General features: G+C 36.3%; 27 protein-coding genes and 4 tRNA genes. 17 read left to right on the forward strand and 14 right to left on the reverse strand.

What is annotated here, in order from left to right:
* Position 1: 1 nt before the first annotated feature.
* The 6 genes from NSIN_RS03155 to NSIN_RS03180 all read right to left on the reverse strand — a co-directional run bounded on the left by NSIN_RS03155 (position 2) and on the right by NSIN_RS03180 (position 3781).
* Positions 2 to 271: a Trm112 family protein gene (locus tag NSIN_RS03155; protein ID WP_101009353.1), complete on the reverse strand. Its 270-nt coding sequence runs from the start codon at positions 269 to 271 to the stop codon at positions 2 to 4.
* Positions 268 to 1203: a Gfo/Idh/MocA family protein gene (locus NSIN_RS03160; protein ID WP_101009354.1), complete on the reverse strand. Its 936-nt coding sequence runs from the start codon at positions 1201 to 1203 to the stop codon at positions 268 to 270. Before NSIN_RS03160 ends, NSIN_RS03155 begins: the two co-directional genes overlap by 4 nt.
* A 1-nt stretch (position 1204) precedes the next feature.
* Entirely contained in the window at positions 1205 to 2122 is a 918-nt protein-coding gene (locus tag NSIN_RS03165; RefSeq protein ID WP_101009355.1) for a branched-chain amino acid transaminase, read from the reverse strand.
* 36 nt (positions 2123 to 2158) lie between these two features.
* The gene (locus tag NSIN_RS03170; protein ID WP_101009356.1) at positions 2159 to 2755 is read right to left on the reverse strand and encodes a hypothetical protein; all 597 of its coding nucleotides are present in this window, start codon (positions 2753 to 2755) and stop codon (positions 2159 to 2161) included.
* 67 nt (positions 2756 to 2822) lie between these two features.
* Positions 2823 to 2896: transfer RNA gene (locus NSIN_RS03175), tRNA-Pro, on the reverse strand.
* Positions 2897 to 2938: 42 nt separating this feature from the next.
* The gene (locus NSIN_RS03180) at positions 2939 to 3781 is read right to left on the reverse strand and encodes an FAD-binding oxidoreductase (protein ID WP_101009357.1); all 843 of its coding nucleotides are present in this window, start codon (positions 3779 to 3781) and stop codon (positions 2939 to 2941) included.
* Between the two features lie 131 nt (positions 3782 to 3912).
* Between NSIN_RS03180 and NSIN_RS03185 the strand changes: the two genes are divergently transcribed.
* Positions 3913 to 3986 (forward strand) — tRNA-Ala (locus NSIN_RS03185).
* 143 nt (positions 3987 to 4129) lie between these two features.
* Here NSIN_RS03185 and pyrE read toward each other — a convergent pair.
* On the reverse strand, positions 4130 to 4768 hold the full coding sequence (gene pyrE / locus NSIN_RS03190; RefSeq protein ID WP_245871889.1) for an orotate phosphoribosyltransferase: 639 nt from the start codon (positions 4766 to 4768) through the stop codon (positions 4130 to 4132).
* A 163-nt stretch (positions 4769 to 4931) separates the two neighbouring features.
* On the opposite strand from pyrE, the gene NSIN_RS03195 reads away from it, so the two are divergent.
* Positions 4932 to 5540, forward strand: a complete 609-nt coding sequence (locus NSIN_RS03195; RefSeq protein ID WP_101009359.1) for a hypothetical protein — start codon at positions 4932 to 4934, stop codon at positions 5538 to 5540.
* A 148-nt stretch (positions 5541 to 5688) separates the two neighbouring features.
* Here the strand turns inward: NSIN_RS03195 and NSIN_RS03200 are convergent, their stop codons facing one another.
* A complete protein-coding gene (locus tag NSIN_RS03200; protein ID WP_101009360.1) occupies positions 5689 to 6096 on the reverse strand; it encodes a hypothetical protein in 408 nt (135 codons plus the stop codon).
* Positions 6097 to 6149: 53 nt separating this feature from the next.
* Between NSIN_RS03200 and NSIN_RS03205 the strand changes: the two genes are divergently transcribed.
* On the forward strand, positions 6150 to 6434 hold the full coding sequence (locus NSIN_RS03205) for a DNA-binding protein (RefSeq protein WP_101009361.1): 285 nt from the start codon (positions 6150 to 6152) through the stop codon (positions 6432 to 6434).
* Between the two features lie 38 nt (positions 6435 to 6472).
* Here the strand turns inward: NSIN_RS03205 and NSIN_RS03210 are convergent, their stop codons facing one another.
* Entirely contained in the window at positions 6473 to 7333 is an 861-nt protein-coding gene (locus NSIN_RS03210; RefSeq protein ID WP_101009362.1) for an isocitrate lyase/PEP mutase family protein, read from the reverse strand.
* A 205-nt stretch (positions 7334 to 7538) separates the two neighbouring features.
* Between NSIN_RS03210 and NSIN_RS03215 the strand changes: the two genes are divergently transcribed.
* Genes NSIN_RS03215 through NSIN_RS03230 form a run of 4 tightly spaced genes read left to right on the forward strand, consistent with a single transcriptional unit; the run spans position 7539 to position 10801 of the window.
* On the forward strand, positions 7539 to 9251 hold the full coding sequence (locus NSIN_RS03215; protein WP_101009363.1) for a succinate dehydrogenase/fumarate reductase flavoprotein subunit: 1713 nt from the start codon (positions 7539 to 7541) through the stop codon (positions 9249 to 9251).
* 38 nt (positions 9252 to 9289) lie between these two features.
* Positions 9290 to 9685: a succinate dehydrogenase gene (locus NSIN_RS03220; protein WP_101010012.1), complete on the forward strand. Its 396-nt coding sequence runs from the start codon at positions 9290 to 9292 to the stop codon at positions 9683 to 9685.
* A 1-nt stretch (position 9686) separates the two neighbouring features.
* Positions 9687 to 10031 (forward strand): succinate dehydrogenase, encoded by a 345-nt coding sequence (locus NSIN_RS03225; protein WP_101009364.1) that lies wholly within the window; start codon positions 9687 to 9689, stop codon positions 10029 to 10031.
* Positions 10032 to 10033: 2 nt separating this feature from the next.
* Positions 10034 to 10801 (forward strand): succinate dehydrogenase/fumarate reductase iron-sulfur subunit, encoded by a 768-nt coding sequence (locus NSIN_RS03230; protein WP_101009365.1) that lies wholly within the window; start codon positions 10034 to 10036, stop codon positions 10799 to 10801.
* Positions 10802 to 10813: 12 nt separating this feature from the next.
* Here NSIN_RS03230 and NSIN_RS03235 read toward each other — a convergent pair whose 3' ends face one another.
* Positions 10814 to 11134 (reverse strand): metal-sulfur cluster assembly factor, encoded by a 321-nt coding sequence (locus tag NSIN_RS03235; protein WP_101009366.1) that lies wholly within the window; start codon positions 11132 to 11134, stop codon positions 10814 to 10816.
* Between the two features lie 50 nt (positions 11135 to 11184).
* Here NSIN_RS03235 and argH point away from each other — a divergent pair, with 50 nt between their 5' ends.
* Positions 11185 to 12654 (forward strand): argininosuccinate lyase, encoded by a 1470-nt coding sequence (argH, locus tag NSIN_RS03240; protein WP_101010014.1) that lies wholly within the window; start codon positions 11185 to 11187, stop codon positions 12652 to 12654.
* A 142-nt stretch (positions 12655 to 12796) separates the two neighbouring features.
* Complete coding sequence (locus tag NSIN_RS03245) at positions 12797 to 13006, forward strand: hypothetical protein (RefSeq protein ID WP_101009367.1); 210 nt, start codon at positions 12797 to 12799, stop codon at positions 13004 to 13006.
* Between the two features lie 99 nt (positions 13007 to 13105).
* On the opposite strand, the gene NSIN_RS03250 is transcribed toward NSIN_RS03245, so the two are convergent.
* A tRNA-Lys gene (locus NSIN_RS03250) sits at positions 13106 to 13179 on the reverse strand.
* A 98-nt stretch (positions 13180 to 13277) separates the two neighbouring features.
* Between NSIN_RS03250 and NSIN_RS03255 the strand changes: the two genes are divergently transcribed.
* A tRNA-Asp gene (locus NSIN_RS03255) sits at positions 13278 to 13386 on the forward strand.
* Positions 13387 to 13409: 23 nt separating this feature from the next.
* Here the strand turns inward: NSIN_RS03255 and NSIN_RS03260 are convergent.
* The gene (locus tag NSIN_RS03260; protein ID WP_101009368.1) at positions 13410 to 14222 is read right to left on the reverse strand and encodes an inositol monophosphatase family protein; all 813 of its coding nucleotides are present in this window, start codon (positions 14220 to 14222) and stop codon (positions 13410 to 13412) included.
* A gap of 85 nt (positions 14223 to 14307) precedes the next feature.
* On the opposite strand from NSIN_RS03260, the gene NSIN_RS03265 reads away from it, so the two are divergent.
* From NSIN_RS03265 to NSIN_RS03275, 3 genes are read left to right on the forward strand one after another with little or no spacing between them, the layout of a single operon-like run.
* On the forward strand, positions 14308 to 15426 hold the full coding sequence (locus NSIN_RS03265; RefSeq protein WP_101009369.1) for a hypothetical protein: 1119 nt from the start codon (positions 14308 to 14310) through the stop codon (positions 15424 to 15426).
* Between the two features lie 6 nt (positions 15427 to 15432).
* On the forward strand, positions 15433 to 16593 hold the full coding sequence (locus tag NSIN_RS03270; protein ID WP_320410665.1) for an AAA family ATPase: 1161 nt from the start codon (positions 15433 to 15435) through the stop codon (positions 16591 to 16593).
* Positions 16590 to 16904 (forward strand): hypothetical protein, encoded by a 315-nt coding sequence (locus NSIN_RS03275; protein WP_101009370.1) that lies wholly within the window; start codon positions 16590 to 16592, stop codon positions 16902 to 16904. The genes NSIN_RS03270 and NSIN_RS03275 overlap by 4 nt, the downstream gene beginning before the upstream one ends.
* Positions 16905 to 16930: 26 nt before the next feature.
* Here the strand turns inward: NSIN_RS03275 and NSIN_RS03280 are convergent, their stop codons facing one another.
* On the reverse strand, positions 16931 to 17869 hold the full coding sequence (locus NSIN_RS03280) for a nitroreductase family protein (RefSeq protein ID WP_101009371.1): 939 nt from the start codon (positions 17867 to 17869) through the stop codon (positions 16931 to 16933).
* A gap of 139 nt (positions 17870 to 18008) precedes the next feature.
* Between NSIN_RS03280 and NSIN_RS03285 the strand changes: the two genes are divergently transcribed.
* From NSIN_RS03285 to NSIN_RS03300, 4 genes are read left to right on the forward strand one after another with little or no spacing between them, the layout of a single operon-like run.
* Entirely contained in the window at positions 18009 to 18278 is a 270-nt protein-coding gene (locus NSIN_RS03285; RefSeq protein ID WP_101009372.1) for a hypothetical protein, read from the forward strand.
* Between the two features lie 36 nt (positions 18279 to 18314).
* Positions 18315 to 19862, forward strand: a complete 1548-nt coding sequence (locus NSIN_RS03290; protein ID WP_101009373.1) for an acyl-CoA carboxylase subunit beta — start codon at positions 18315 to 18317, stop codon at positions 19860 to 19862.
* A 6-nt stretch (positions 19863 to 19868) separates the two neighbouring features.
* A complete protein-coding gene (locus NSIN_RS03295; RefSeq protein WP_101009374.1) occupies positions 19869 to 21362 on the forward strand; it encodes an acetyl-CoA carboxylase biotin carboxylase subunit in 1494 nt (497 codons plus the stop codon).
* Between the two features lies 1 nt (position 21363).
* A complete protein-coding gene (locus NSIN_RS03300; protein ID WP_101009375.1) occupies positions 21364 to 21876 on the forward strand; it encodes an acetyl-CoA carboxylase biotin carboxyl carrier protein subunit in 513 nt (170 codons plus the stop codon).
* A 31-nt stretch (positions 21877 to 21907) separates the two neighbouring features.
* Here NSIN_RS03300 and NSIN_RS03305 read toward each other — a convergent pair whose 3' ends face one another.
* Positions 21908 to 22741 carry a mechanosensitive ion channel domain-containing protein gene (locus tag NSIN_RS03305; RefSeq protein WP_101009376.1) on the reverse strand — a complete coding sequence of 278 codons (834 nt, stop codon included), beginning with the start codon at positions 22739 to 22741 and terminating at the stop codon, positions 21908 to 21910.
* Positions 22742 to 22771 lie beyond the last annotated feature (30 nt).

The raw sequence follows: 22771 nt of genomic DNA on the forward strand, positions 1-22771 counted from the left end.
ATCACAAATGCCACGGCAAGCCTTTTGCAATGATCTTGTCGGGAAGAATGGTTTTGTATTTATTCAAAAATTCAATATCTTGATTTTTTTCACGCAGCTCATCTGGTAACATCACCGGAATCTCTTCTAGTATTGGATAATATCTGGAACATTTAGAACAAAATATGATGCCCTCTGCAATCACATCTCCATTAGAGGATAACTCTATCAACTCCAATGGGGAATGTTTGTCTATGGGACATGCAAGTATATTCATTAATTTTCTGTTCATTTCAGATCTAGATACACTGGGGTTCCCTTTTGACTAGATAAAAGTGCCGCTTCTGCAATCTTTGTAGTGTTGACTGCATCTTCTGCTTTTACTCTGATGTTGTCTTTACCCTCTATTGCAGATATGAAATTCTTTATCTCTAAAAGCAAAGGCTCTTCCATCTCTTTTCGAGGTATCTCTGCACCTAAACTGGTTTCAATTTTCACTTCTTGTGTTATGAAATCTGAAGAAATTATTGCATCTCCACACACTGCATTAAATTTTCTCACACGTATGGGCGTTATCCAATTTGATGATATTATGGCAACCCTATTGTCTTTGAAACCAAGCATAATTGTTGCAAAATCTTCATGCTCATGTCTTATCTTTCCAGATCTGGCAAACACTACTTCTGGAACATCATCAAACAACCACATCGCAGTATCTATGTCATGAACAGAGGTATCATAGATTATCCCTACATCCTTTATGTGATTTGGCATTCTGTTTTCACGATGAAACTCTAGCATTATCAATTCTCCATATTTTTTTGTCTTGACATATTCTTTAACAAGTGAAACTGCAGGATTGAATCTCTCTATGTACCCACTTGTGAGTATGACTTTGTTTTTCTTTGCTAATTTAAGAAGATCTTCCCCTTCTCTTGAGAGATATGTCATTGGTTTTTCAACAAAGACATTTTTTTTATGTTCTAAGAGTTTCTTTGCAAGATCAAAATGAGTAGAAGTAGGAGTGCAGACAAATGCTGCATCAAATTTCTCAGAATTCATAAGTGAATCAAGAGATGAATAATGGTTCACAGAATATTTTTTCCCAAAATCTTCTGCTCGTGATTCATCTGCGTCACATATGGCTGATAAAACTCCAAACTGGGAAAGGATTCTTGCATGATTCTTGCCAAACCCACCTGTTCCTATTTGAATTATATTCATTCTAATACACCGGTGTGATCCATCTTGAGTATTTTTTATTCTTGCCCATTGTAATGTCCGAGTATATTTTTCTGATATTGTCTGTTGTCTTTCCTACTATTCCCTCTCCAATTTTTTTACCATCTATGGAAATAACAGGTGTTATCTCTGCTGCAGTTCCTGTAAGAAATACCTCATCAGCAAAATAGATCTCTGTTCTTGGAATTTCACGCTCCACTACCTGATATCCTAAATTTTCTGCTATCTTTACTACTGAATCTTTTGTTATTCCCTCTAATGCGGATGAGCTTGGTGGTGGGGTTAACAATTTCTTGTCTCGTACAATGAAAATGTTTTCTCCAGGTGCTTCACTTATGTTCCCTAAATAATCTAACAATATCGCTTCATCATATCCATTTCTCTTTGATTCTTGTGTTGCTAATATTGAATTAAGATAATTTCCACCCATTTTTGCAAGTGGTGGTGTTGATACATCATTAATTCTCCTCCATGAAGATATTCCAGCTTTTATTCCATTTCTGTTAAATAATTCTCCAAAAGGAAACATAACTATTGCAGCATGTGTTGGGGTATCTTCAGTAACATGCAGGTTGATACCATGTCTGCCTACAAAATAAAATGGTCTTATGTAGCATGATTCTCTAACATTATTTTTCTTACAAATCTGAATTATCGCATCAGCTATTTCTTTATCTGTAAACTTTAATGATATTGAGTAAACCTTGCCTGAATTTCTGAATCTTTTGATATGATCCTGTAGTCTAAAGATATTCAAGTTCTTTGAATTCCAATATCCACGTAATCCCTCAAAAACTGATGTGCCATAATGTATGGCATGTGTCATGACTGGCACCTTTGCATCTTCATCCTTGATTATTTTTCCATCAAACCACACAAACTTTGGGGTAAAAGATTTCATAGTGAAAAACCGAGCTTGTCTATAATTAATCTATTTCTACCAAAATCCTGTACTTGGAAACTTCATTCCTAGTATTCTATATGTAAGATCCTGGGCATTTGCAAACTTTTTCACTACATCCCAATTATCGTGTATTATCTTGACTACACTGGGTTCTACATAATCTTCCCAATCTGTATCTTCACCCATTGCTGAATCAAACATTTTCTGCTTCACAGATGATGCTGATGTCTCCTTTCTTTTACCTATTCTGGGATTTAATCCGTATAATCTGAGTACAAATCCTTCAGCTTTGTCTCCGGTGTATGTAAAATAGTCTGTCTTTACCCCTTCTAAAATCTGCTTTTTAATCTTCCAGGAATATGGTGATAACATTGGTGGCATGTATTTTGCAAATGGGGAATAAAATGTATAATCTGACGCAACCTCCACACTTTCACCAAATACTGCTTTTAACATTTTTTTTCTTAGTTCGTAACTGAATGGAAAACTTCTACTGTTTATCTCGTTTCCATCTTTCATGAAAATGACTGGTAAAATTCTCACTTGCTCTTCATTCTTTAATTCTTTGATTATCTCTACATGTGCTTTGGTAACTGGATTCAAATGTGCAAGATATATTGCAACTGTCAATAGGTTTCTCTATTTTCGTGTTATATTTACATCATTTATTTGCAGTCGTGCTAAAATTTCACAGATATAGGGACGATGGGACTTGAACCCACGACATCCAGCGCCCGAGGCTGGCAGTCTACCAAGCTAACCTACGTCCCTGTAAGAATCGCTATTGCAATAGAATATTACTCTTTCAAAGAATTATCCGTATGACTCGTATTTTATTTCAAAGCTCTTGTCTGCTCTCTTGTTTCTTTCAGTAACAAAGCCCTTTGGAGTCAATACATCTAGGCATCCATCTATAGTTCCCTGCCAGCCACAAATAAAGAAAACTGTATTTTCTTTTGTAACTTTTTCACCAACCATTTTTTCAAGAGGTGACATTTCTCCATCTTTTGACTGTAAGAAACTCTCTACTCTACCTTTGTGACCATTCCATGTTCTGTTGAACCATTCATCTGGTCTGCTGATTGTAGCTCTATATCTGAAATTCCACTTGTCTCTACCTCTATCAAGACTTTCTTCTTCAAGTTTTGTTAATTCATCTCTATATCCTAATTCATCAACATAACTTGCACCATGAAATACTACGATCTCTCTATTGCTTCCTACTGCGTGAAGGTGTCTAGCATAGCTAAGAAACGGTGCAAGACCTGTACCTCCTCCAAGACAAACTATTCTTCTATTATCTGGTTCGCCATTTGGCATCTTTTCTTCTATTGTAAATGGACCAGTAGGCTTTAACCAAATTATCTCATCTCCTTCTTTTGCGCTAAATAATACTGTAGTAAGACGACCTGGAAGAGGCTTTCTTACCCATCTAATGTATAATTCAATATAGTTTCTATTTTCTGGATTCGAGGCAATTGAATATGCTCTGCGAATTACTTTATTCTCTGATGGCACATGTGCTCCAAGTGTAAGGAATTGTCCTGCCTTGTATTGTGGAACTTCACCTCCATCTTTTGGTTTGAATCTGAAAACCGCTAAATCTTCTTTCTGAATTTGTATGTATGAAATTATTGCTTTGCTGTCTACGACCACGCGGAGATTTTGATTTAGGTGGTTAAATATCTTATGTTATTATTTTTCATTATGTTCTAGACTTACACTAAACGTTAATAACCTCTCAAAAAAAGTTAATGCAAATCAGATACAATATTCTGGTTGAACATGGGCCGGTCGTCTAGCCTAGTAGGATACGCCCTTGGCATGGGTGAGATCGTGGGTTCAAATCCCACCCGGTCCACTTTATCATTGATTTCAAACAGGTCATAGTCCAACAATTTTTTCCACCACTGATTTGTTTTTTGACAAACCTCTAGCCTCCTAGAACTCTATTTAGTGAGTTTAGACCATCTTATTTCCAATCAATGTTTTATAATTGCCAGATCAAATTGATGTCCAATATTTCTTGGGATCTTTATGCCATTTTAGTAGCTCTTCTTTTTCTTTCTTGCTGATGTAATTTCTTGTCACTGCAACTTCAATAAGATCAGGAAATATGAGTAATGGGTGCATTTTACATCTGATTCTCTGAAAATTCTTCTTTGCAGCATCAAGATCGTAGGTGAAAATAAATATGCAATCACTTACCTTTCCTCCATTTCTTCTTACCGCCTTGATTGCAGATATTGCGCTATTGCCAGTACTTACAAGATCTTCAATTACTAAAATTCTGTCACCCTTTTTCATATCTCCTTCTATCTGTCTTTTTTTACCGTAACTCTTGGCCTCAGGTCTTATGTATATCATGGGCTTGTTGAGTCGTTCGGCAATTAGCGCAGCCCATGGAATCCCTGCTGTTGATACTCCTCCAACGATATCAAAATCCAGTTTTTTAGCAATCTTAACTACGCTACTAACAACCACTCGTCTTTTATTTGGATAACTTATCAATCGTCTATTATCACAATACATGGGTCCTTTGATACCGGAAACAAAAGTGTACAAGTAAGGTTTTGTAAAACTAAAAGTTACTGCTTTTATGTCAAGTAACATTTCAGCTATACGCTTTGAAGTCTTGATCACTTGAACACCTTTAGATATGTATGAAAGGATGATTGATTAAAACTTTGGAGGAGATTAGAATTGAGCATAAATGGAGTCAAGTGACATCTTGATCTAATTGATAATTGCAATAAATTCAATAACATGAAAATTATGAAGGGAGTTTTGTAGCTAAAAATCAATAATGATAATCATATCTGTACTTTATTATGGTAAAGCCGTTACAACTGACATGCACAAAAAATTCATGAAATTGACATCTCTTATCGCTATTATTCTGTTATCTTCAGCTATTGCAGGACAAAACATGCCAGCATATGCAGCATATTCTAATCCTCCTTCGTTTGGCAGTGGGAAATTGTTAAAGTATGCCGACGGACTTACAATCAACGGAAACACGATTGACATTTCAAAGTTTTCTCAACAAATACCAGTACCACAGATTCTTCCAATAGGAAAATCATCTACGATCACTCTTAAGATATTTGACAATGAAGGTCCTGCCACTATCAAGTCAGTCTCCCTTTACATGAATATGCAGGGTACGGATTTATCAAACATCGGTGATACTTCAATATCGTATCCTATGAACCACCATCTCTATCTAGTTGATCCTCACAACCTTTTAGGTAATGTTATTGCTGAATATAAAATAGAACAACCATTTGTATATGTCACATTTCACATAACACCAACTGGTAAAATGGATTTATCTAACTTGGTTGTCAGTGCAATGGATGATCATAGATCTGCTACCAGTTCTTTGATAATTAACGCAATACAATTTTCCTGATTTTAATTATATCATAATCTAACAGATCTGGTCTCTTGTTATTCAAATAAGAAATTGGGAATGGACATAATTTTCATTACTCTGTAAGGTTTTGCTATATGAATGGATTTATCGTAGGTTTCTTAGGCTCCAGATCCTCCAGTTCACTTTAGGTTACTGTCACTGACTGTGTTGACATTGGAGCTAGAGGATTGATGTCACGAAGATTGTCCCACACAAATATTTCGATTTTATAATTTCCCTTTTCACTTGGAGTCCATGAAAGTGATGCTGCAAGAGTTTGGTTCTTCACTAGGGATCCTGTAGCGTAATTAAGATCAACAATAACTCCATCCGAACTAATTACTTGAACTATGTATGCCCAGTCAATATTTTTTTCACTCGAATTTTTTAATGATGTTTGTAAGTTGAGTTGTTGGTCAACCACAGGAGATCTTATCTCCTCTCCAAGGGAATTTACTATCTTAAAGTCTGACGTAGAAACTTCTTCATAACCATATGCAGAATCTACTCCTATGATTATTAATGCGAAAATTAATGCTAGTAAAAACTTCATTGCCTCGAATTTTTCATTCTTAGATTTAAATTATCCCAAATGATAGTTAGCCCATGTCCGAATCTAGAGACATTATCTACATTGGAAAAAAGCCACTGATGTCATACGTTACGTCTGCGCTCATACAGTTGGCAAACCAACCAAAAATATCAATCAAGGCAAGAGGGCTTAGTATCGGTCATGCAGTTGATGTAGCGCAAATCATTGCACGAAAAACAGAAAATGCCGGCTATGCCGTAGGAAACATCAAGATAGGTTCAGAACAGATGCAATCACAAGATGGACGCTCCAGGAATGTTTCTACTATAGAAATAGAAGTAAAGAGAACAAACTCTTAGATAGGATTACCTTGAAAAACTCTTTTCTTTTTTGTAATTTATTTTGTTGAATATCTATTTTCCATTTTCTTAAATTTTGAAAGGTCAACTATATCATTGAATTCATTAAAGTTCACAAGAGATTTTTTCAACTTTAACGTTGTTCCATTCTTCTTCAACTCTTTCAAAATCTGTAGAGTAGAAAACGTATTTGCATAAAGAACAGACAATGGATATAAAATAAGATTGAATCCCATCCTGTGTAATTCTTTGGCTGGGAGTACCGGTGTGGCTCCCCCCTCTATCATATTTGCAACCAATGGTGCTTTGATTGATCTTCCTATTTTCTTCATTTCTTCTACTGTTTTTGGAGCCTCGACAAATATGGCGTCTGCACCTATCTTTTTGTAAAGTAGACCCCTCTCTATTGCAGCATCAAGACCTTCTGTAGCTCTTGCATCTGTCCTTGCAACAATTATGAAATCCTTATTCTTCCTAGCTTCTACTGCAGCTCTGAGTTTTTCCACATATTCTTCTTTTGGAATTACTTCTTTACCAGACATGTGTCCACATCTTTTTGGCCACTTTTGATCTTCAAGAAATATTCCTGAAGCTCCTACTGCTTCTAATTCATTGACAAGTTTCCATACGCTTAATGGATTTCCGTAACCTGTATCTGCATCAACAATGACTGGGACTGACACTGATTTGCATATTCTTCTCGCATTTTCAATTGTTTCAGTTGATCCTATGAAACCATAGTCTGGCATACCGAGTAATGCTGCGGATGTGCCATACCCAGTTTGAAACATTGCTTCAAATCCTGCTTTTTGAGATATTCTTGCAGTTATCGCATCGTAGACACCTGGAAACACAAGAGGTTTTGACTTATCTAGTAATAACTTTCTAATATTGGCCACTGTGGCTATGGCGTTATACAATTATTTATTATTTGATTAATCTCAAGCCAGTTATACAACAGATCTTTTTCATAATATGTAAAAATCATTAAAAAATGTCTTGAGTTTTACGGCAGATGGTGTTGATACTACGATGTATGGTAAATATTAGCAGAAATCCTTCACAAGACATATTTATGAAGCCTGGAAAGGAGAATGTCGAATAATGGTTAACAGCATAGAACTTGACCTTTTGATAGTTGGTTCTGGCCTTGCTGGTCTTAGAGCGGCAATTCAAGCGGCAAAAGTCAGTTCAACGATAAAGATTGGAGTTGTATCGAAACTTCAAGTTATGCGTTCTCATTCTGTATCTGCCGAAGGTGGAACAGCTGCAGTGCTGTATCCTGAAGAAGGAGATTCTCTGGAATCTCATGTTTATGATACTGTGAAAGGAAGCGACTTTCTTGGAGATCAAGATGTAATTGAAAGACTTGTACAAGAAATGCCCTCTGAAGTATATCAGCTTGAGCATTGGGGCATGCCTTGGTCAAGAAGAGAAGATGGAAGAATAGGTCAACGAGCATTTGGAGGTTATAGCTTTAATCGTGCAACGTATGCGCAAGATAAAGTTGGATTCTACGAAATGCAGACTTTGTATGATACGTGCCAAAAATTTGATAATATTGAATTTTACAATGAGTGGTTTGTTACATCAATAATTCATGATGGTCAACGCTTTTGCGGTATTACTGCAATAGAGATGGCAAGTGGCAACTTTTACATGTTCAAAGCTAAAGCGCTCATAATTGCAACGGGTGGAGCTGGACGTGTATACAGTTTCTCAACTTATGCACTAGCTTCTACTCCTGATGGCTTAGACATGGCCTATCGTGCAGGTATGGCACTAAAAGATATGGAATTTGTCCAGTTTCATCCTACTGGAATACTTCCATCAGGAATTTTGATTACAGAAGGTGCAAGAGGAGAAGGTGGATATCTACTCAATAAAAATGGAGAAAGATTCATGAAAAAATATGCTCCAACAAAACTTGAACTTGCATCAAGAGATGTTGTTTCACGTGCAATGATGACTGAAATAAATGAAGGAAGAGGTTTCAAAAACGAGACCGGGGTCGAGTGTCTGAAATTAGATCTTACACATCTTGGTAAAGAGGTACTAATTGGAAAGCTACCTGCAATTAGAGAAATCTCACTGAAATTCTCAGGCGTAGATCCTATCAATGAACCAATTGATGTGAGACCTGTATGTCATTACATGATGGGGGGGATTCACACAAACATTGATGGTGCAACAGAAATACAAGGAATATGGGCAGCAGGGGAAGCTGCTTGTAACAGTGTACATGGTGCAAATAGACTGGGAGCAAACTCTACTGCAGAATGTCTTGTATGGGGAAAAATAACTGGAGAGTTGGCTGCGAAATATATTCTTGAAGGAAAACCACAACCTCAATTTCCAATACACCTAATCGCAAATGAAGAAAAAAGAATCTACGATGGTATATTCAGAGGAAGTGGAAGTGCAAATCCATATGAAGTTAGACAAGAATTGACTGATATTATGAACTCAAAAGCATATGTCTTTAGAACAGAAAGTGATCTTGTTGAAGGACTAAAACAAGTACGAAAACTACATCAACAAACCTGGAAACATGTTGATGATAAAGCCAAAGAGTACAATACTAATTTTACAAACGTGATGGAATTAGATTCTATGTTTCGTGTTGCTGAAGTGATTTTAATGGGTGCTATTGCAAGAAAAGAATCTAGGGGAGCTCACGCAAGAGTGGACTATCCTGATAGAGATGATAAGAACTTCTTACACCATACCCTTGTTTATTATGACACAAAGGAACCTGTTCTAAAGACTCATCCAGTAACTATCACTAAATACAAGCCAGTGGAGAGGAAATACTAGTGGCAGAAAGATTGTCAAACCGTGAAGGCATAAAGGGAATGGCAAATCCGACACGCTATGGAATGGAGCGAGTCGCATATTGGCTTCAGAGACTGACAGGACTTGGGTTGCTTGCTTACCTGATAGGTCACATTTATGAAACAAGTACAATCGTAAACGGAAAGATTGCATGGGATAAGATGCTTGAATTTACTCAAACTACTCAAGGCCATCTCTTTCTTACTCTTGTAATCGGCATGTGTGTATTTCATACTGCAAATGGAATAAGAGTGATGCTTGGACATGGAGGTATAGGTGTAGGAAAACCTGGGCAACCAGAATACCCCTACAAGGCTGCATCCCTTAATTATAAACAAAGACTTTGCATCTGGGTCTCAATCGCTCTTGCAGCACTAGCTATGATGTATGGTGCATCAGTACTATTTGGTGAGTAAAATGCGAGAAAGTATCATCATGAAAATACATTATGGGACAGCACTAGGAGCTGTGGCACTCGTAGCAGTACATATTTTGATGAGGATGTCGCAAAAATTTTCTGACTCTTTACAATATCAGAATGTCATTGCAAATTATCACTTCCTCCCATATGCATTGATGCTTGAAGCTGTGTTGATTTTACTTTCTGTACATGGATTTAATGGTCTTCGAGTGATACTCTTAGAATTAAAACAAGGATCAACATATGAGAAAATGATTAACTATGGTTCTCTTGCTGCAATGGCTGCATTGATTGCTTATGGCTCAAGAACTATATTGATGGCGGGAATGGGAGCTTCGTAGATATGGCAGTTGCAGAGACACAAAAACCGTCTGAAGATTCAAAAACTACAAATCAACCCAATACTATTACTCTCAGAATTGCTCGATCAAATCCATCTGAAGGACAAGAAGCTTCTTTTGCTGAATTTCAAATTCCAATACAAAAATGGACAACAGTTCTTGAAGCAATATTGTATGTAAAGCAGCATTTTGATCACTCTGTGGCAGTACGATATTCTTGCAGACAAGCATCATGTGGTTCATGTGGTATGAAAATTAATGGCAAGCCTGCCCTAGCTTGTTACACCAAGATTTCCGAATTGAATTCAAATGTGATTACAGTTGAGCCAATGAACAACTTTCCAATAATTCGGGATCTTGCAGTTGACTTTAAGCAACTAATTTCGAATCACAAAAAAATAAAACCCTTTATCATAAGGGAGGATTCTGAGATTACTCCTGGTTCTAAGGAATTCATACAAAAACCAGAAGATCTTGAAAAGTTTCTACAATTCTCTTATTGTATCAAATGTGGCTTGTGTAACTCTGCTTGCCCAACTATGGCTACAGATACCTCATTTATTGGTCCACAGGGACTTGCACAAGCTTATAGGTATGTTGCAGATAATCGTGACAAAGGAAAAGACGATAGGCTAAAAGTAATTGATGATTCTCATGGTATCTGGAGATGTCACTTTGCAGGATCTTGTAGTCATGTATGTCCAAAAGGTGTAGACCCAGCAATGGCAATTCAATTACTTAGAGGATATCTCTTAGGATTCAGAAAATAATATTTTCTTGTCTTAGGGTTTTTTGGGATTCTTACTAGAATTTACCTGATTGTTTATGGCTTCTGCCATAAAATGATTCGAGACATTCAATTTTACATCATTTATCCCATCTATCTTGAGCAAACTGTCATGAACATCCTGTGCTATCTTAAATCCGAATATTGCAGGACAAAATGGACTGGTCAAATGAAGATCAATTTTTACTTCAGACCCTGCAATGTCTATGTTGTCTACTAACTCAAGTTCCATTATTGAGACATTTATTTCAGGATCAACTATTTTTGTTAGTTCATCAAAGATTTGTCTCCTCAAGTCTTGAGATGCCTGCGACATAATTCAAAAAAGCGTCTATGCTATATATAACCATTTTAATTCCTAAATTGATGTACAGATCTAGATTAGAAGGGAAACTAGATGAAAATACGTTAGAATTTCTTTCATCAATCTCTGATGATTTCCAAATTGCCAAGTATGACATTCTTGGAAGCCAAGCTCACACTCTCATGCTTTTAGAAAATAAAATTATCACAAAAATAGAAGCACAAAAGATTCTTGGTGCATTAGAGAAACTAAAAAAAGTAAAATTTTCTGCAAAATCTGAGGCAGAAGACATTCATGAGCTAATTGAATCACTGGTGATAAAAAAAGCTGGAAAAGAAGCAGGCGGAAAAATGCATACTGCACGTTCAAGAAATGATCAAGTTACTCTTGATATGCGAATGAAGATACGTGATGATGTTAACAATATCTGTTTTTGTTTGACCGAAGTCATATCTACACTAGTCCAGTTATCTGAAAAACACCAAAATACGATTATGCCACTATATACGCATCTTCAACAAGCACAAGTTGGATTGTTCTCACATTTCCTTCTTGCATATGCTGATGCATTATTTCGAGATCTTGATAGGTTCTATGTGGCATATGGTAGAATCAATGAATCTCCACTTGGAGCAGGACCTGTGGGAGGAACAAGTATTCCAATTGATAGACAGCTTACTGCAAAAATGCTTGGATTTAAGGGATTGATAGAGAATTCAATTGATGCAACATCATCTAGAGATTTTGTAGCGGAATATGTGGGTAATTCCTCAATTCTTATGACAAATCTAAGTCGAATGGCAGAAGATTTCATTATATGGTCTACCTCTGAATTTTCTTTCATCGAACTATCAGACAAATTCACATCTACATCAAGTGTTATGCCTCAGAAGAAAAATCCTGATATTCTTGAATTAATTCGAGGAAAAACAGCTCAAGTCATAGGATATCAAATGGCAATTTTGTCAAATCTCAAAGGACTCCCATCTGGATATAACAGAGATCTACAACAAATCAAAGTCTCGATAGGGCCTACGACTACAATAGTAATATCGTCATTACTTGTGATCAACTCTCTTCTTCAAACTATGACTATCAATGAAAAAAAATTACGCCAAGCAATAGACGAAGGATTCTCTATCTCTCTTGATGTTGCAGAACATTTAGTGCGAAAAGGAGTGCCTTTTCGAGTGTCTCATAAAATAGTTGGTCATCTAGTACAACTAGCTGCAAATTCAAATAAATCACTAACACAATTGTCCATATCTGAAGTGAAAGAAACCATTCCAACTAATGAAATTGATGTAAAAGAACTCTATCAGATTATACAAACTACAACTCCTGAATCTTCACTACAAACAAGAAGATCACAGGGGTCTTCTGGCAAAAGTGAACAGCAAAGAATGATTTCAGAAAGAAGAAGAAAGATCCAAGCATATGCAACGGGTACACGTAAGAGAACAAATGAAGTAAGTGAAGCAATTGAAAATCTTGAAAATAACTTGAAGACCTTAATAAAAAACAAAACCTAAAATATATCAAAAATGTAGAAAAATTAAGTTATTATACATAAAAGTTAGAAATTATCTAAATTTAATGTGAGAAACTTGACTTTTATATTGATTTTACTTAACATATGTACTGATATTCATTTTTTACAACTCATCTGCTAGTATGTACCAATTCGTACAGCCACAAACAAACAACCCTAACTACACTGCGGGTCAGACATGGGGTGCACTCAAAAAAGCATGGCGTGGATACAAGATAGCCAAAGTGCAGAGTGACAATACCCGAATGGCCGAATATGCAAAGAAAATCAGAACATTGCAGCATGATCTGGGAATCAAACAAGCAGAGTTTCCAGAACTGAACCTAAGTTAGTTAGAATTCTCCTATTTTTGGGCTGTTTGATGTAAAAATAGTAGTTTTGTTGATATTGCACGCCTGATTCCATGTAAGGCAATTTTTATTGATTTTAAACGGGTTCGCGGGGATTCGGACCCCGGACAGCCGGATTAAAAGTCCGGTACTCTACCTGGCTGAGCTACGAACCCATAGCGAAGGGTCATAGTTGTGTATAATTTAGTCTTTTACAAAATTTCTAGAAGAAAAGAAAGCTTTAAACTCAGATTTTCTTCCAAAATACTTCAACGCCCTTGTAGTATAGAGGGGATGTGGTTATGCCTATCCTCGTAAAACCCGGTCTAGAATGGGGCCCTGTCACGGCCTCGACGCGTGTTCAAATCCCGCCAAGGGCGCCATAACTTTTTTCCAAGGATATGTTTTAGGCATTATTTGGTAATCCGAGCTTTCTCATGGTCTCTGCAAGTGTTTCCTTGTTTGCGGCAGCAATAAATGAGATCCTTTTGTCGTAGCTCAAATTTGAATCAAGAGGCATGTAATTTTCATCAACAACATATCCACCTGCCTCTAATGCTATTAGATATCCTGCAGCAATATCCGTGATTCTTAATTTTCTTCTTAAATCAACAAAGACATCAACTAATCCTCGAGCAAATATTGCAAGCTCTAAAGCTACTGCTCCAAAATGTCTTACATGATTTGATGCTGCAAGAATTGGTGCTAGTCGTGGCAATGCATCAGATGATATTCCTGAAATATCTACTCCAACAACAAAGTACACTGGTTTTTCTTTGTGTACCTGAATTTTTTTACCATTCATGTATGCACCTTTCCCTTTTGAGGCCGAATATAGATCACCATTATGTAAATCCATTACAACTCCATCCGTGACAGAACCAAGTCTATCTTCTGGAGTAAATGCAAGTGAGCAACAATAGAAAGGCAAACCTCTGACTGCATTAGTGGAACCATCTATTGCATCCATTATGACAAAACCCTTTGGATTTGGAGATAACTCTACCATTCCACATTCTTCTCCAAAAACGGTACATTCGAAATTTATTTCACGTAGATAATCCAGAACTGTCTTTTCTGCAACAATATCAATACGGCGTGAAATGTCTCCTCCCGCTCCTACCCCATGATCTGTTCCAGATTCTTTAGTTCCTGCAAGGTGTTTGACATTTTTGTGTACTCTTTTTGCAGCTTCTTCCAAAATTTCGATTACTTTCACAAGTTTTCTTTTGCTGATCCTAATTTATTTTAAGTAATAAAAAACAGACTGAATGCATAAATAGCAAAAAAGTGAGTGCCATTGTGTGAGCAGTAAAGACGATTCTATCTTTAGTAAGGAGGCTCTTTTGTCCACTAAACCCGGTAAAGATATTGTTAAACAAGCCTTGTTCAAGAGTAAGGGATATCGGCTATTTGATAAATACAAAAAAGAGGCAGAGGAAGAATTTCCAAAATTTACTAAAAGATTTACCGAAGATCTACTAAATGAAATAAAATCAGATCCTAATCCATTTGAAACCCAGGAAAAATTTGCAAAAGAAGTGGGCTCTACTGAGATAATCCTACAAAAATCTCAGATTGATGAGGTTCGAAAAAGACTTGAAAATTATGAGACACTTCTTGATAGGGTATCTAGAATACTAAATTCTAATTTTGTCAAAATGACATTTCCAGTTTTCAGCGCTTTGTATGATGCTTCCGCTCAATATTTCGGTGATGATGATAATCCCAAGAAAAAAACTGACATTATAGATGGTCATATCATAGCAATTGATCTCAGTGAACCTATGGATAGAATAATGGATAGAGATGAAGATGTGGAATTTCTTGACGACTATAAACTGATGAACCCATATATTCTAAAACTTGCAAGAGACAAAATTTCTACGGGAGGAAAAGAAGTATTGGAAGAATTTGAGCGAGGATTCAAAGATGCGAGAATAGGTCAATATGTCGATTACAAATTAAAAATGAATCCCAAATCCATATCTGAAGAAGAAATGATTCAATGTTATAAAAAATACCGTGCAGTTATGGGAACTGCTGGAAAGAATATGACTCTTACAAGATTTCCACTTGGAGAGATATTTTATCTGGGAATGGCAAAGGCAGCAGAATCTGTTGGCTGTGGAAATGAAGTTGAAGATTCTATAAAAAATAAATTTGTCAAAGTTCCCTCATGGCCGCTTTACTACACATTTCTTACAGGAGATGTTCAAAAAGGATTTGAGTTTACCATGAAGAAAAGTGATATCTATCTAGGAGAGGCACGACTTGCCTTGGAATTATTGCCTGAAAATTTTTCACACAGAGATTTTCTGGAATTTCTCTTTCTAACAGTAGAACATTACAACATGTATTGGTTTAACCAACTATCAAAAGAGAAACTATGGAAGGAATTTGAATCAAAAATTCCAAAGTGATTTCATATGATGTGGTCTGAAAAATATAGGCCAACTAATCTACTTGAGATGATTGGGAATGAAGAAGCAAAGGAATCTTTTGTAAAGTGGCTTGGAAAGTGGATTAAAGGAACAAAACCCATCTTACTAGTTGGTCCTCCCGGAATTGGAAAGACAACCATGGCCGTATTGGGGGCCAAACAATTTGGGTATGATCTTATAAGTATGAATGCAAGTGATGTGAGAAACAAACAAAAAATTCAAGAAATTCTCAGTCCAGTACTTGGAAATCGTAGCGTACTTGGCAAACCAATGATCTTCATTGATGAAGTAGATGGGATACATGGACGATCTGATTTTGGTGGAGTAGAGGCACTAATTGATATACTCAAGGAACCTACTGTGCCAATAATTCTTGCAGCAAATTTTGATACATCTGACAAGATGAAATCTATAAAAAAAGTTGCAACAACTGTAAAACTAAAACCGCTTCCTCCTAGATTGATGAGATTCTACCTTGAAAAAATTCTCAAACAAGAAAACAAATCTATACCAATTGGCAGTATGATAAAAATTGTAATAGATTCACGTGGAGATATACGCTCAATTTTAAATTCTGCACAGGCACTAGCTGGTGGATTTGAACCACAGCTCGACAAATCATATGAAACTAATGATGTGGAAGAATCAATAAATAGATTTTTTGATGCCAAATCTAGTGAAGAAGCACAAACAATACTCTATTCATTACGAACTGATCCTAGAGAAAAAATTAATGCGTTTTATTCTAGCATTATAACAAGCAATATTTCTACGAATGAGCTAAAACAAATGCTAGATGTCCTGTCAGAAGCTGATATGTTGTATGGAAAAATAATGAAAAATCAAGAATGGCGTCTCTTGAGATATCTTGACAGCATATTGTTAAAACTATACAAACCAGGATTATCTATCAAATATTCTAAATTCAATCTTTCTTGGCCCACTCTTAACAGAATAAGGTGGGATGGTGCTGCCATCAAAAAACTCACTAGCATTCTTGCACGGCAAACACATGTATCACGTAGTACATTTGCTACATTTTATCTTCCGTATCTTCTATATTGTATTAAAAATAAATCCATTGAAATGCATCTAGATGAAAATGATACTGAAATTGTACAAAAGGAAATGGCGCTGTTAAAATGAGTTGGCGTACAATCCCGATGAAATTTCCTGGTACATGTATTGTCTGTAACAAAAAAATCGAGGTCAGCGAAATCGCACTCTGGGCCAAGGGTTTGGGAGTAAAGCACCAAGCTTGTGCAGAAGTCAAACAACTCAAATGTCTAGTTTGTGGGGGACCTGCAGGATGTCCTGATTGCGAATTTGCAGATAATTGTGATCTAGACAAGGTTTCTCAAATGTGCATATGCAAGAAATGCAGTGATACAAAAGATGCTTTTTCACTGTATCAAGTTGCAGTGATAAAGAAATATCCTCTGTTGAACTTGGAATGAAAAATATCACTGTTTCATTGCAATGTTTATTCTATTACATGGATCAAATCTTTTAGTTTGCGTCTAGACTTTGGTGGTCTATTACGATGTGGATATCCAATACAAAGAATTGATGATGGTATCAAATTAGTATCAATTATCCGCCTAACTTTTTCTTCATCAATCATTCCAATCCATATAGAGCTCAATCCAAGTGCAGATGCAGCAATTTGTGAATATGCTGCTGCAAGGGTTGCATCCTGTAAAGAAAACTTGGCAAGAATTTCAGGGCGGAAATTCATTTTTACCCGAGAGGGGTCTTTGCAAAAGACAAGTACTACTGGTGCATTAACATATGGTTGATTGTTTGCTGCTTCTACGAGACGTTTTTTAACTTCCTTGTTTCTGACATAAAATACTTCAAACCCCTGGAAATTGCCTGCAGTTGGAGCAGTGTCGGCCGCAGCTAGAATCTTATCAATCTTCCATTGTTCGACCAATCTAGTTGTGTCAAAATTTCTAGTTGATCTACGAATTGCAATAACTCTGAAAAAATCACTCTCTGGTGTCACTGTCTTGTCCTTGTTACCTAGTATGGAATCAAGCGTCTTGTTATTTTCTGTTCTATCTTCATCTTCTATTGTTATTGACGGAAAATACTCTTTTGGATAAATCTTGATTGGTTTTTGCTCCTGGGGTATTTTTTTGTATTCTAAAATTTCCTTTCTAAGTAACTGAGTTTTCACTTCTAACATTTTGTGTTCTTTTAACCTGAATTGTGTTGTATCTGTATTGACCCATATGGTACTAAATTCGTCTTCAAGTTCTACTTTTCCTGTAGATTCTTTTGATAGTAGTTCAACTAGGGATTCTAATTCCTCTTTACTTAGGACTATGACATCTTGGTCATCTTCATCATTTCCTTTCCAGATCAACCTGCATCCTTCTTTGGAAATATAAGCAGGTTCTACTTGGAAAAAGTCCATGATACAATTGTCATAAAGGGGTTAAAAAAAGAATCTTGAATTTTTGTTATTCTATGTTCAAAATACTGGACTAAATTAAGACGTTGGGATTGTGGTGTATCTAAAACCTTAAAATCTAACCACTAAAACTAGAAAACAAATGGCAAAATCCACTAAGATAACTCCACTAGATCCAGCTTTTCATGGAGAATCAAACTATGAGGTAGGTTTGGAGGATCTTCTTGTAGAAAAGAGAAACTTGGTAGCAAAATTAGAATCTGATCCACAGGCTAACAAAGAATCTCTACAAATTGCAAGAGAAGACCTACAAATAATCGAGGGTTTGTGGGAAAATTATCATGTCGGCATGAATGTTTTTCGAAATGCAAAGGGTGGTCGAGATGGTATTCGAGAAGTCAAAACTGATTAAATTAATATAGGTTAACATTAGTTTCTAATTCGAATCATGCACTCTGAAAAAATTAAAAATTTTTTACATAAAAAGAAACAAGCAGAACAAAGCGGTGGAGAGGAAAGAATTCAAAGTCAGCATGATAAAGGTAAGCTCACCGCTAGAGAAAGAATTGATCTTCTTCTTGATGAAGGAAGTTTCACTGAAATTGATGCAATGACTACACACCATTATTATGAATTTGATATGCAGAACAAGAAATTCTTTGGAGATGGAGTCATAACAGGCTATGGCACAATTCATGGAAGACAAGTCTTTCTCTTTGCATATGACTTCACGGTTCTTGGAGGTACACTTAGTGAAATGGGTGCCAAAAAAATCACCAAAGTGATGAATAATGCAGTAAAGGTTGGGTGCCCCATCATTGGAATAATTGATTCGGGTGGTGCTAGAATTCAAGAAGGAATTCTAAGTCTTGATGGTTTTGCAAGTATATTCTATCATAATCAACTGGCATCTGGAGTAGTTCCGCAAATTACAATTAGTGTTGGACCATCTGCAGGTGGAGCAGTATATTCTCCGGCTATGACTGATTTTGTCATAATGGCAGACAAGATTGCTACAATGTTTGTTACTGGTCCTGAGGTAGTAAAGACAGTACTTGGCGAAGATGTATCTTTTGATGAACTTGGTGGAGCAATGTCTCATGGAAGAAATAGTGGTGTTGCACACTTTGTAGGTAAAAATGAGTATCAGTGTATGGATATTGCCAAAACACTCTTGTCGTATATTCCACAGAACAGCACTGAAGAACCTGCCATTGTAGAAACAGGCGATGATCCTAACAGACTTGATAATAGTTTAATAAACATCATACCAGAAAATCCACTTCAACCATATGATGTCAAAGAAATAATAAATTCCATAGTTGATAATCATGTATTTTTTGAGATACATGAACTATTTGCACCCAATGTCGTAGTAGGTTTTGCAAGACTTCATGGAAGAACAGTTGGAATTGTTGCAAATCAACCCATGGTATTGGCAGGAGCACTTGATATTGATTCGTCTAACAAGGCATCTCGATTTATCAGATTCTGTGATTGTTATGGAATACCAATCATCACACTAGTGGATACTCCTGGATACATGCCTGGAACCCAACAAGAACATGCTGGAATCATTCGTCACGGAAGCAAGTTGTTGTATGCTTACTGTGAAGCCACTGTGCCCAAAATAACATTGATTATGGGTAAAGCTTATGGTGGAGCCTACATAGCTATGGCAAGCAAAAATCTTGGTACTGATGTTAATTATGCATGGCCTACTGCACAAATAGCAGTACTTGGATCCGAAGCTGCTGTGAGGATTATGAACAGAAAGGAACTTGATGCTGCAAAAGATCCAGTTGCTCTGAAAAAACAACTAGTAGACAACTTTACAGAAAAATTTGCTAATCCTTATGTAGCTGCATCTTATGGTACTATTGATTCAGTAATCGACCCTGCCGAAACACGACCAGCTCTTATAAGAGCCCTAGATGCTTTGGCAAATAAAAGGGAACGAAGAATTCCAAGAAAACATGGGAACATTAATCTCTAGAAAGACATGATCAAGAAAATTTTAATCGCAAACAGAGGTGAAATCGCAATACGCGTAATTAAGGCATGTAATGCATTGGGAATAAAATCAGTTGCAGTTTATTCTGATGAAGACGTAAACTCAAAACATGTAAAGATGGCAACAGAAGCATATCATATTGGTCCAGCCCCTCCGGCTCAAAGTTATCTTAACATGGAGAAAATAGCAGAAACTGCAATTAGTTCCGGCGCTGACGCTATTCATCCTGGGTATGGATTTCTCTCTGAAAACGCAGACTTTGCAGATCTCTGTGAAAAAAAGAATCTGAATTTCATTGGACCTTCGGGAAAATCAATGAGACTATGTGGTGATAAAATGGAATGCAAAGCTGCAATGATAAAAGCTAAAGTACCTACAGTTCCTGGAAGTCCCGGAATTGTAGAAGAGGTAGAAAAAGCACTAGATATTGCACATAATATTGGATACCCCGTTTTACTAAAATCTGTCTTTGGTGGTGGAGGAAGAGGAATTAGACTAGTACATAATGAACAGGAATTACGACAAGCCTTTGAACTTGCTTCTGGAGAATCTAAAGCTGCTTTTGGCAAGTCTGCTCTATTTGTAGAAAAATTTCTGCCAAAAATACGACACATTGAGTTTCAGTTAGCACGTGACAAGCACGGAAATGCGGTGCACATATTTGAACGAGAATGCTCCATACAGAGAAGACATCAAAAACTCATAGAAATGTCTCCATCTCCTGTAGTAGATCAAAAGACCCGTGATGAGATAGGAGCATTGGCAGTCAATGCCGCAATCGCAGTTGATTATCTTAATGCAGGAACTGCAGAGTTTCTAAGATTGGACGATGGAACATTTTACTTTATAGAAATAAATGCAAGACTTCAGGTAGAACACCCAGTAACTGAATTAGTATCCGGTCTTGATCTTGTTAAATTACAAATTGACATTGCAAATGGAGAAGAAATTCCATTCAAACAAAAGGATCTCAAAGTAAATGGATGTTCAATAGAATGTAGAATAAATGCAGAGGATACATTTTTGGACTTTGCACCTTCTACTGGAAAAATATGGGATACTAGCATACCATCTGGACCAGGAGTTAGAGTTGACACATATCTCTATCCAGGCTGTACTGTTTCTCCATATTATGACTCACTTATGGGTAAACTCATCACATGGGGTCAAAACTTTGAAGAAGCAAGACAACGCATGTCTTTAGCATTGTCTGACTTTTACATCGAAGGAGTTGAAACTGCTATACCATTATACAAAACCATCTTAAACAGCAAGGAGTTTATTACAGGTGATCTGTCAACAGACTTTCTTGATAGATTCAAGATTCTTGATAGGCTACAAAATGACCTAAAAGATGAGGCAACACAAAAATCTGAGGCCGGACTTGCTGCTACTCTCATACATTCAGAATTTCTCAAAAATAAAATCAAGACACGTAAAGAACATGGCGTAAGATGGAAAACACAAGTGGACAGGCATTGATATGAAATTCAAATTAGAAAATACAGATGAAAACTTGGATGGTGAAATTGTCAAGACTGCAGGCAACAATGAGTTTGTACTAAAAATTAAAGGAAAAGAAAGAGATCTCAAAGTCATCACAATGACTCATGACAAAGTAGAATTCATGTTAGATAGTGCTTATCATATTACAAAATATCTCGAGAATAGCACTAACAAGATAACTCTGGTTATTGATGGTGTAAAACTGACATTTAACAAGCGTCCTGAAATGGATAATATTGTATACAAAAATTCTGGTGCTGACTCTGCTACTGATTCTCAAGCCAATCTCAAAAGCCAAATTCCTGGAAGAGTTGTATCAGTTAATGTCGAAGCTGGATCTAATGTAAAAAAAGGTGATGTAGTTTGTGTTTTAGAATCTATGAAAATGCAGATCTCAATTAAATCTCACAAAGATGGAGTTGTAAAATCAATAAAAATGAAACAAGGTGCATCAGTTGCTAAAAATGATGTACTTGTAGAAATTGAATAAATTTCTAACTGAAATTTAAAATAAATTATTGTTATTTTCGTGATTTTACTATGGTGAATTGACCGTCAAATATAGCACTATTTGCAACAGTAATTTCCTTATTTTCACACAAAATAGTTGTAAACTTTGGGCTTATCTTGAATACTACTCCTGAATAGATGTCTGTTGAATTTTTCAGCTCAATCTCATCACCTTCTGTAAATGGCAGTTGTTCCTTTATTGGGATCTCTTTCATTATTCTGACATTTCCTTGAATTATGGCATTGTTTGGAACGATGTATTCTGTATTGTGATCCGTAACTATCTTTGTATACAAGACGTTTACCTCCTCAACCTTTCCACGTACGTTGTCATTTACTATCACTATTTCATCACCAATTTTCGCTGGAAATGTAGTCAACATTAACCCTCCTGAGATTATGTTTCCTACTATTGTTGATATCCCAATACCTATGATGATTGCTGCTACTCCTCCTCCTACTAAGATCTCTTCTGGTGCTACATTCCATTGGTATAGCAACGATATGCTGGAAATCAATGATATCAAAATTATTGCAAAAAATGAAATGCCTGCAGAAAATTGTGCAGGTATCTTGTGTGAAAATTCTTTTAGTATGCGTCTAACTGCAATAACTGCTATTAGTGAAAGTGTTATTGTAACAACTGTCTCTGCTGCTTGAATATGGGGATGTTTTAATCCTACCATAGGTGCTGCAAATATCTCAAAGATTGTTAACCCAACCCATGATGTCACTGCGATTGATATTATTTTTATTATTAGGCTGGTAAATTCACGTTGTAGTGATTTTTGTTTTTTAGATCGAGTTTCTAAATTATTTTTGTAATTTTCTTGTTTGAATGTCACTCTATCTTAGTTGTTTTCTTGATATTTAGA

Source organism: Candidatus Nitrosotalea sinensis (assembly GCF_900143675.1).
Lineage (GTDB): Archaea > Thermoproteota > Nitrososphaeria > Nitrososphaerales > Nitrosopumilaceae > Nitrosotalea > Nitrosotalea sinensis.

What these genes read in the sequence shown, in the direction of transcription:
- NSIN_RS03285 (WP_101009372.1), top strand. Translation starts at nt 18,009, where the DNA reads ATGGCAAAATCCACTAAGATAACTCCACTAGATCCAGCTTTTCATGGA.
- NSIN_RS03215 (WP_101009363.1), top strand. Translation starts at nt 7,539, where the DNA reads ATGGTTAACAGCATAGAACTTGACCTTTTGATAGTTGGTTCTGGCCTT.
- NSIN_RS03230 (WP_101009365.1), top strand. Translation starts at nt 10,034, where the DNA reads ATGGCAGTTGCAGAGACACAAAAACCGTCTGAAGATTCAAAAACTACA.
- NSIN_RS03165 (WP_101009355.1), bottom strand. Translation starts at nt 2,122, where the DNA reads ATGAAATCTTTTACCCCAAAGTTTGTGTGGTTTGATGGAAAAATAATC.
- NSIN_RS03245 (WP_101009367.1), top strand. Translation starts at nt 12,797, where the DNA reads ATGTACCAATTCGTACAGCCACAAACAAACAACCCTAACTACACTGCG.
- NSIN_RS03195 (WP_101009359.1), top strand. Translation starts at nt 4,932, where the DNA reads ATGATAATCATATCTGTACTTTATTATGGTAAAGCCGTTACAACTGAC.
- NSIN_RS03205 (WP_101009361.1), top strand. Translation starts at nt 6,150, where the DNA reads ATGTCCGAATCTAGAGACATTATCTACATTGGAAAAAAGCCACTGATG.
- NSIN_RS03280 (WP_101009371.1), bottom strand. Translation starts at nt 17,869, where the DNA reads ATGGACTTTTTCCAAGTAGAACCTGCTTATATTTCCAAAGAAGGATGC.
- NSIN_RS03160 (WP_101009354.1), bottom strand. Translation starts at nt 1,203, where the DNA reads ATGAATATAATTCAAATAGGAACAGGTGGGTTTGGCAAGAATCATGCA.
- NSIN_RS03200 (WP_101009360.1), bottom strand. Translation starts at nt 6,096, where the DNA reads ATGAAGTTTTTACTAGCATTAATTTTCGCATTAATAATCATAGGAGTA.
- NSIN_RS03275 (WP_101009370.1), top strand. Translation starts at nt 16,590, where the DNA reads ATGAGTTGGCGTACAATCCCGATGAAATTTCCTGGTACATGTATTGTC.
- argH (WP_101010014.1), top strand. Translation starts at nt 11,185, where the DNA reads ATGTACAGATCTAGATTAGAAGGGAAACTAGATGAAAATACGTTAGAA.
- NSIN_RS03220 (WP_101010012.1), top strand. Translation starts at nt 9,290, where the DNA reads ATGGCAAATCCGACACGCTATGGAATGGAGCGAGTCGCATATTGGCTT.
- NSIN_RS03155 (WP_101009353.1), bottom strand. Translation starts at nt 271, where the DNA reads ATGAACAGAAAATTAATGAATATACTTGCATGTCCCATAGACAAACAT.
- NSIN_RS03290 (WP_101009373.1), top strand. Translation starts at nt 18,315, where the DNA reads ATGCACTCTGAAAAAATTAAAAATTTTTTACATAAAAAGAAACAAGCA.
- NSIN_RS03235 (WP_101009366.1), bottom strand. Translation starts at nt 11,134, where the DNA reads ATGTCGCAGGCATCTCAAGACTTGAGGAGACAAATCTTTGATGAACTA.
- NSIN_RS03300 (WP_101009375.1), top strand. Translation starts at nt 21,364, where the DNA reads ATGAAATTCAAATTAGAAAATACAGATGAAAACTTGGATGGTGAAATT.
- NSIN_RS03295 (WP_101009374.1), top strand. Translation starts at nt 19,869, where the DNA reads ATGATCAAGAAAATTTTAATCGCAAACAGAGGTGAAATCGCAATACGC.
- NSIN_RS03270 (WP_320410665.1), top strand. Translation starts at nt 15,433, where the DNA reads ATGATGTGGTCTGAAAAATATAGGCCAACTAATCTACTTGAGATGATT.
- NSIN_RS03225 (WP_101009364.1), top strand. Translation starts at nt 9,687, where the DNA reads ATGCGAGAAAGTATCATCATGAAAATACATTATGGGACAGCACTAGGA.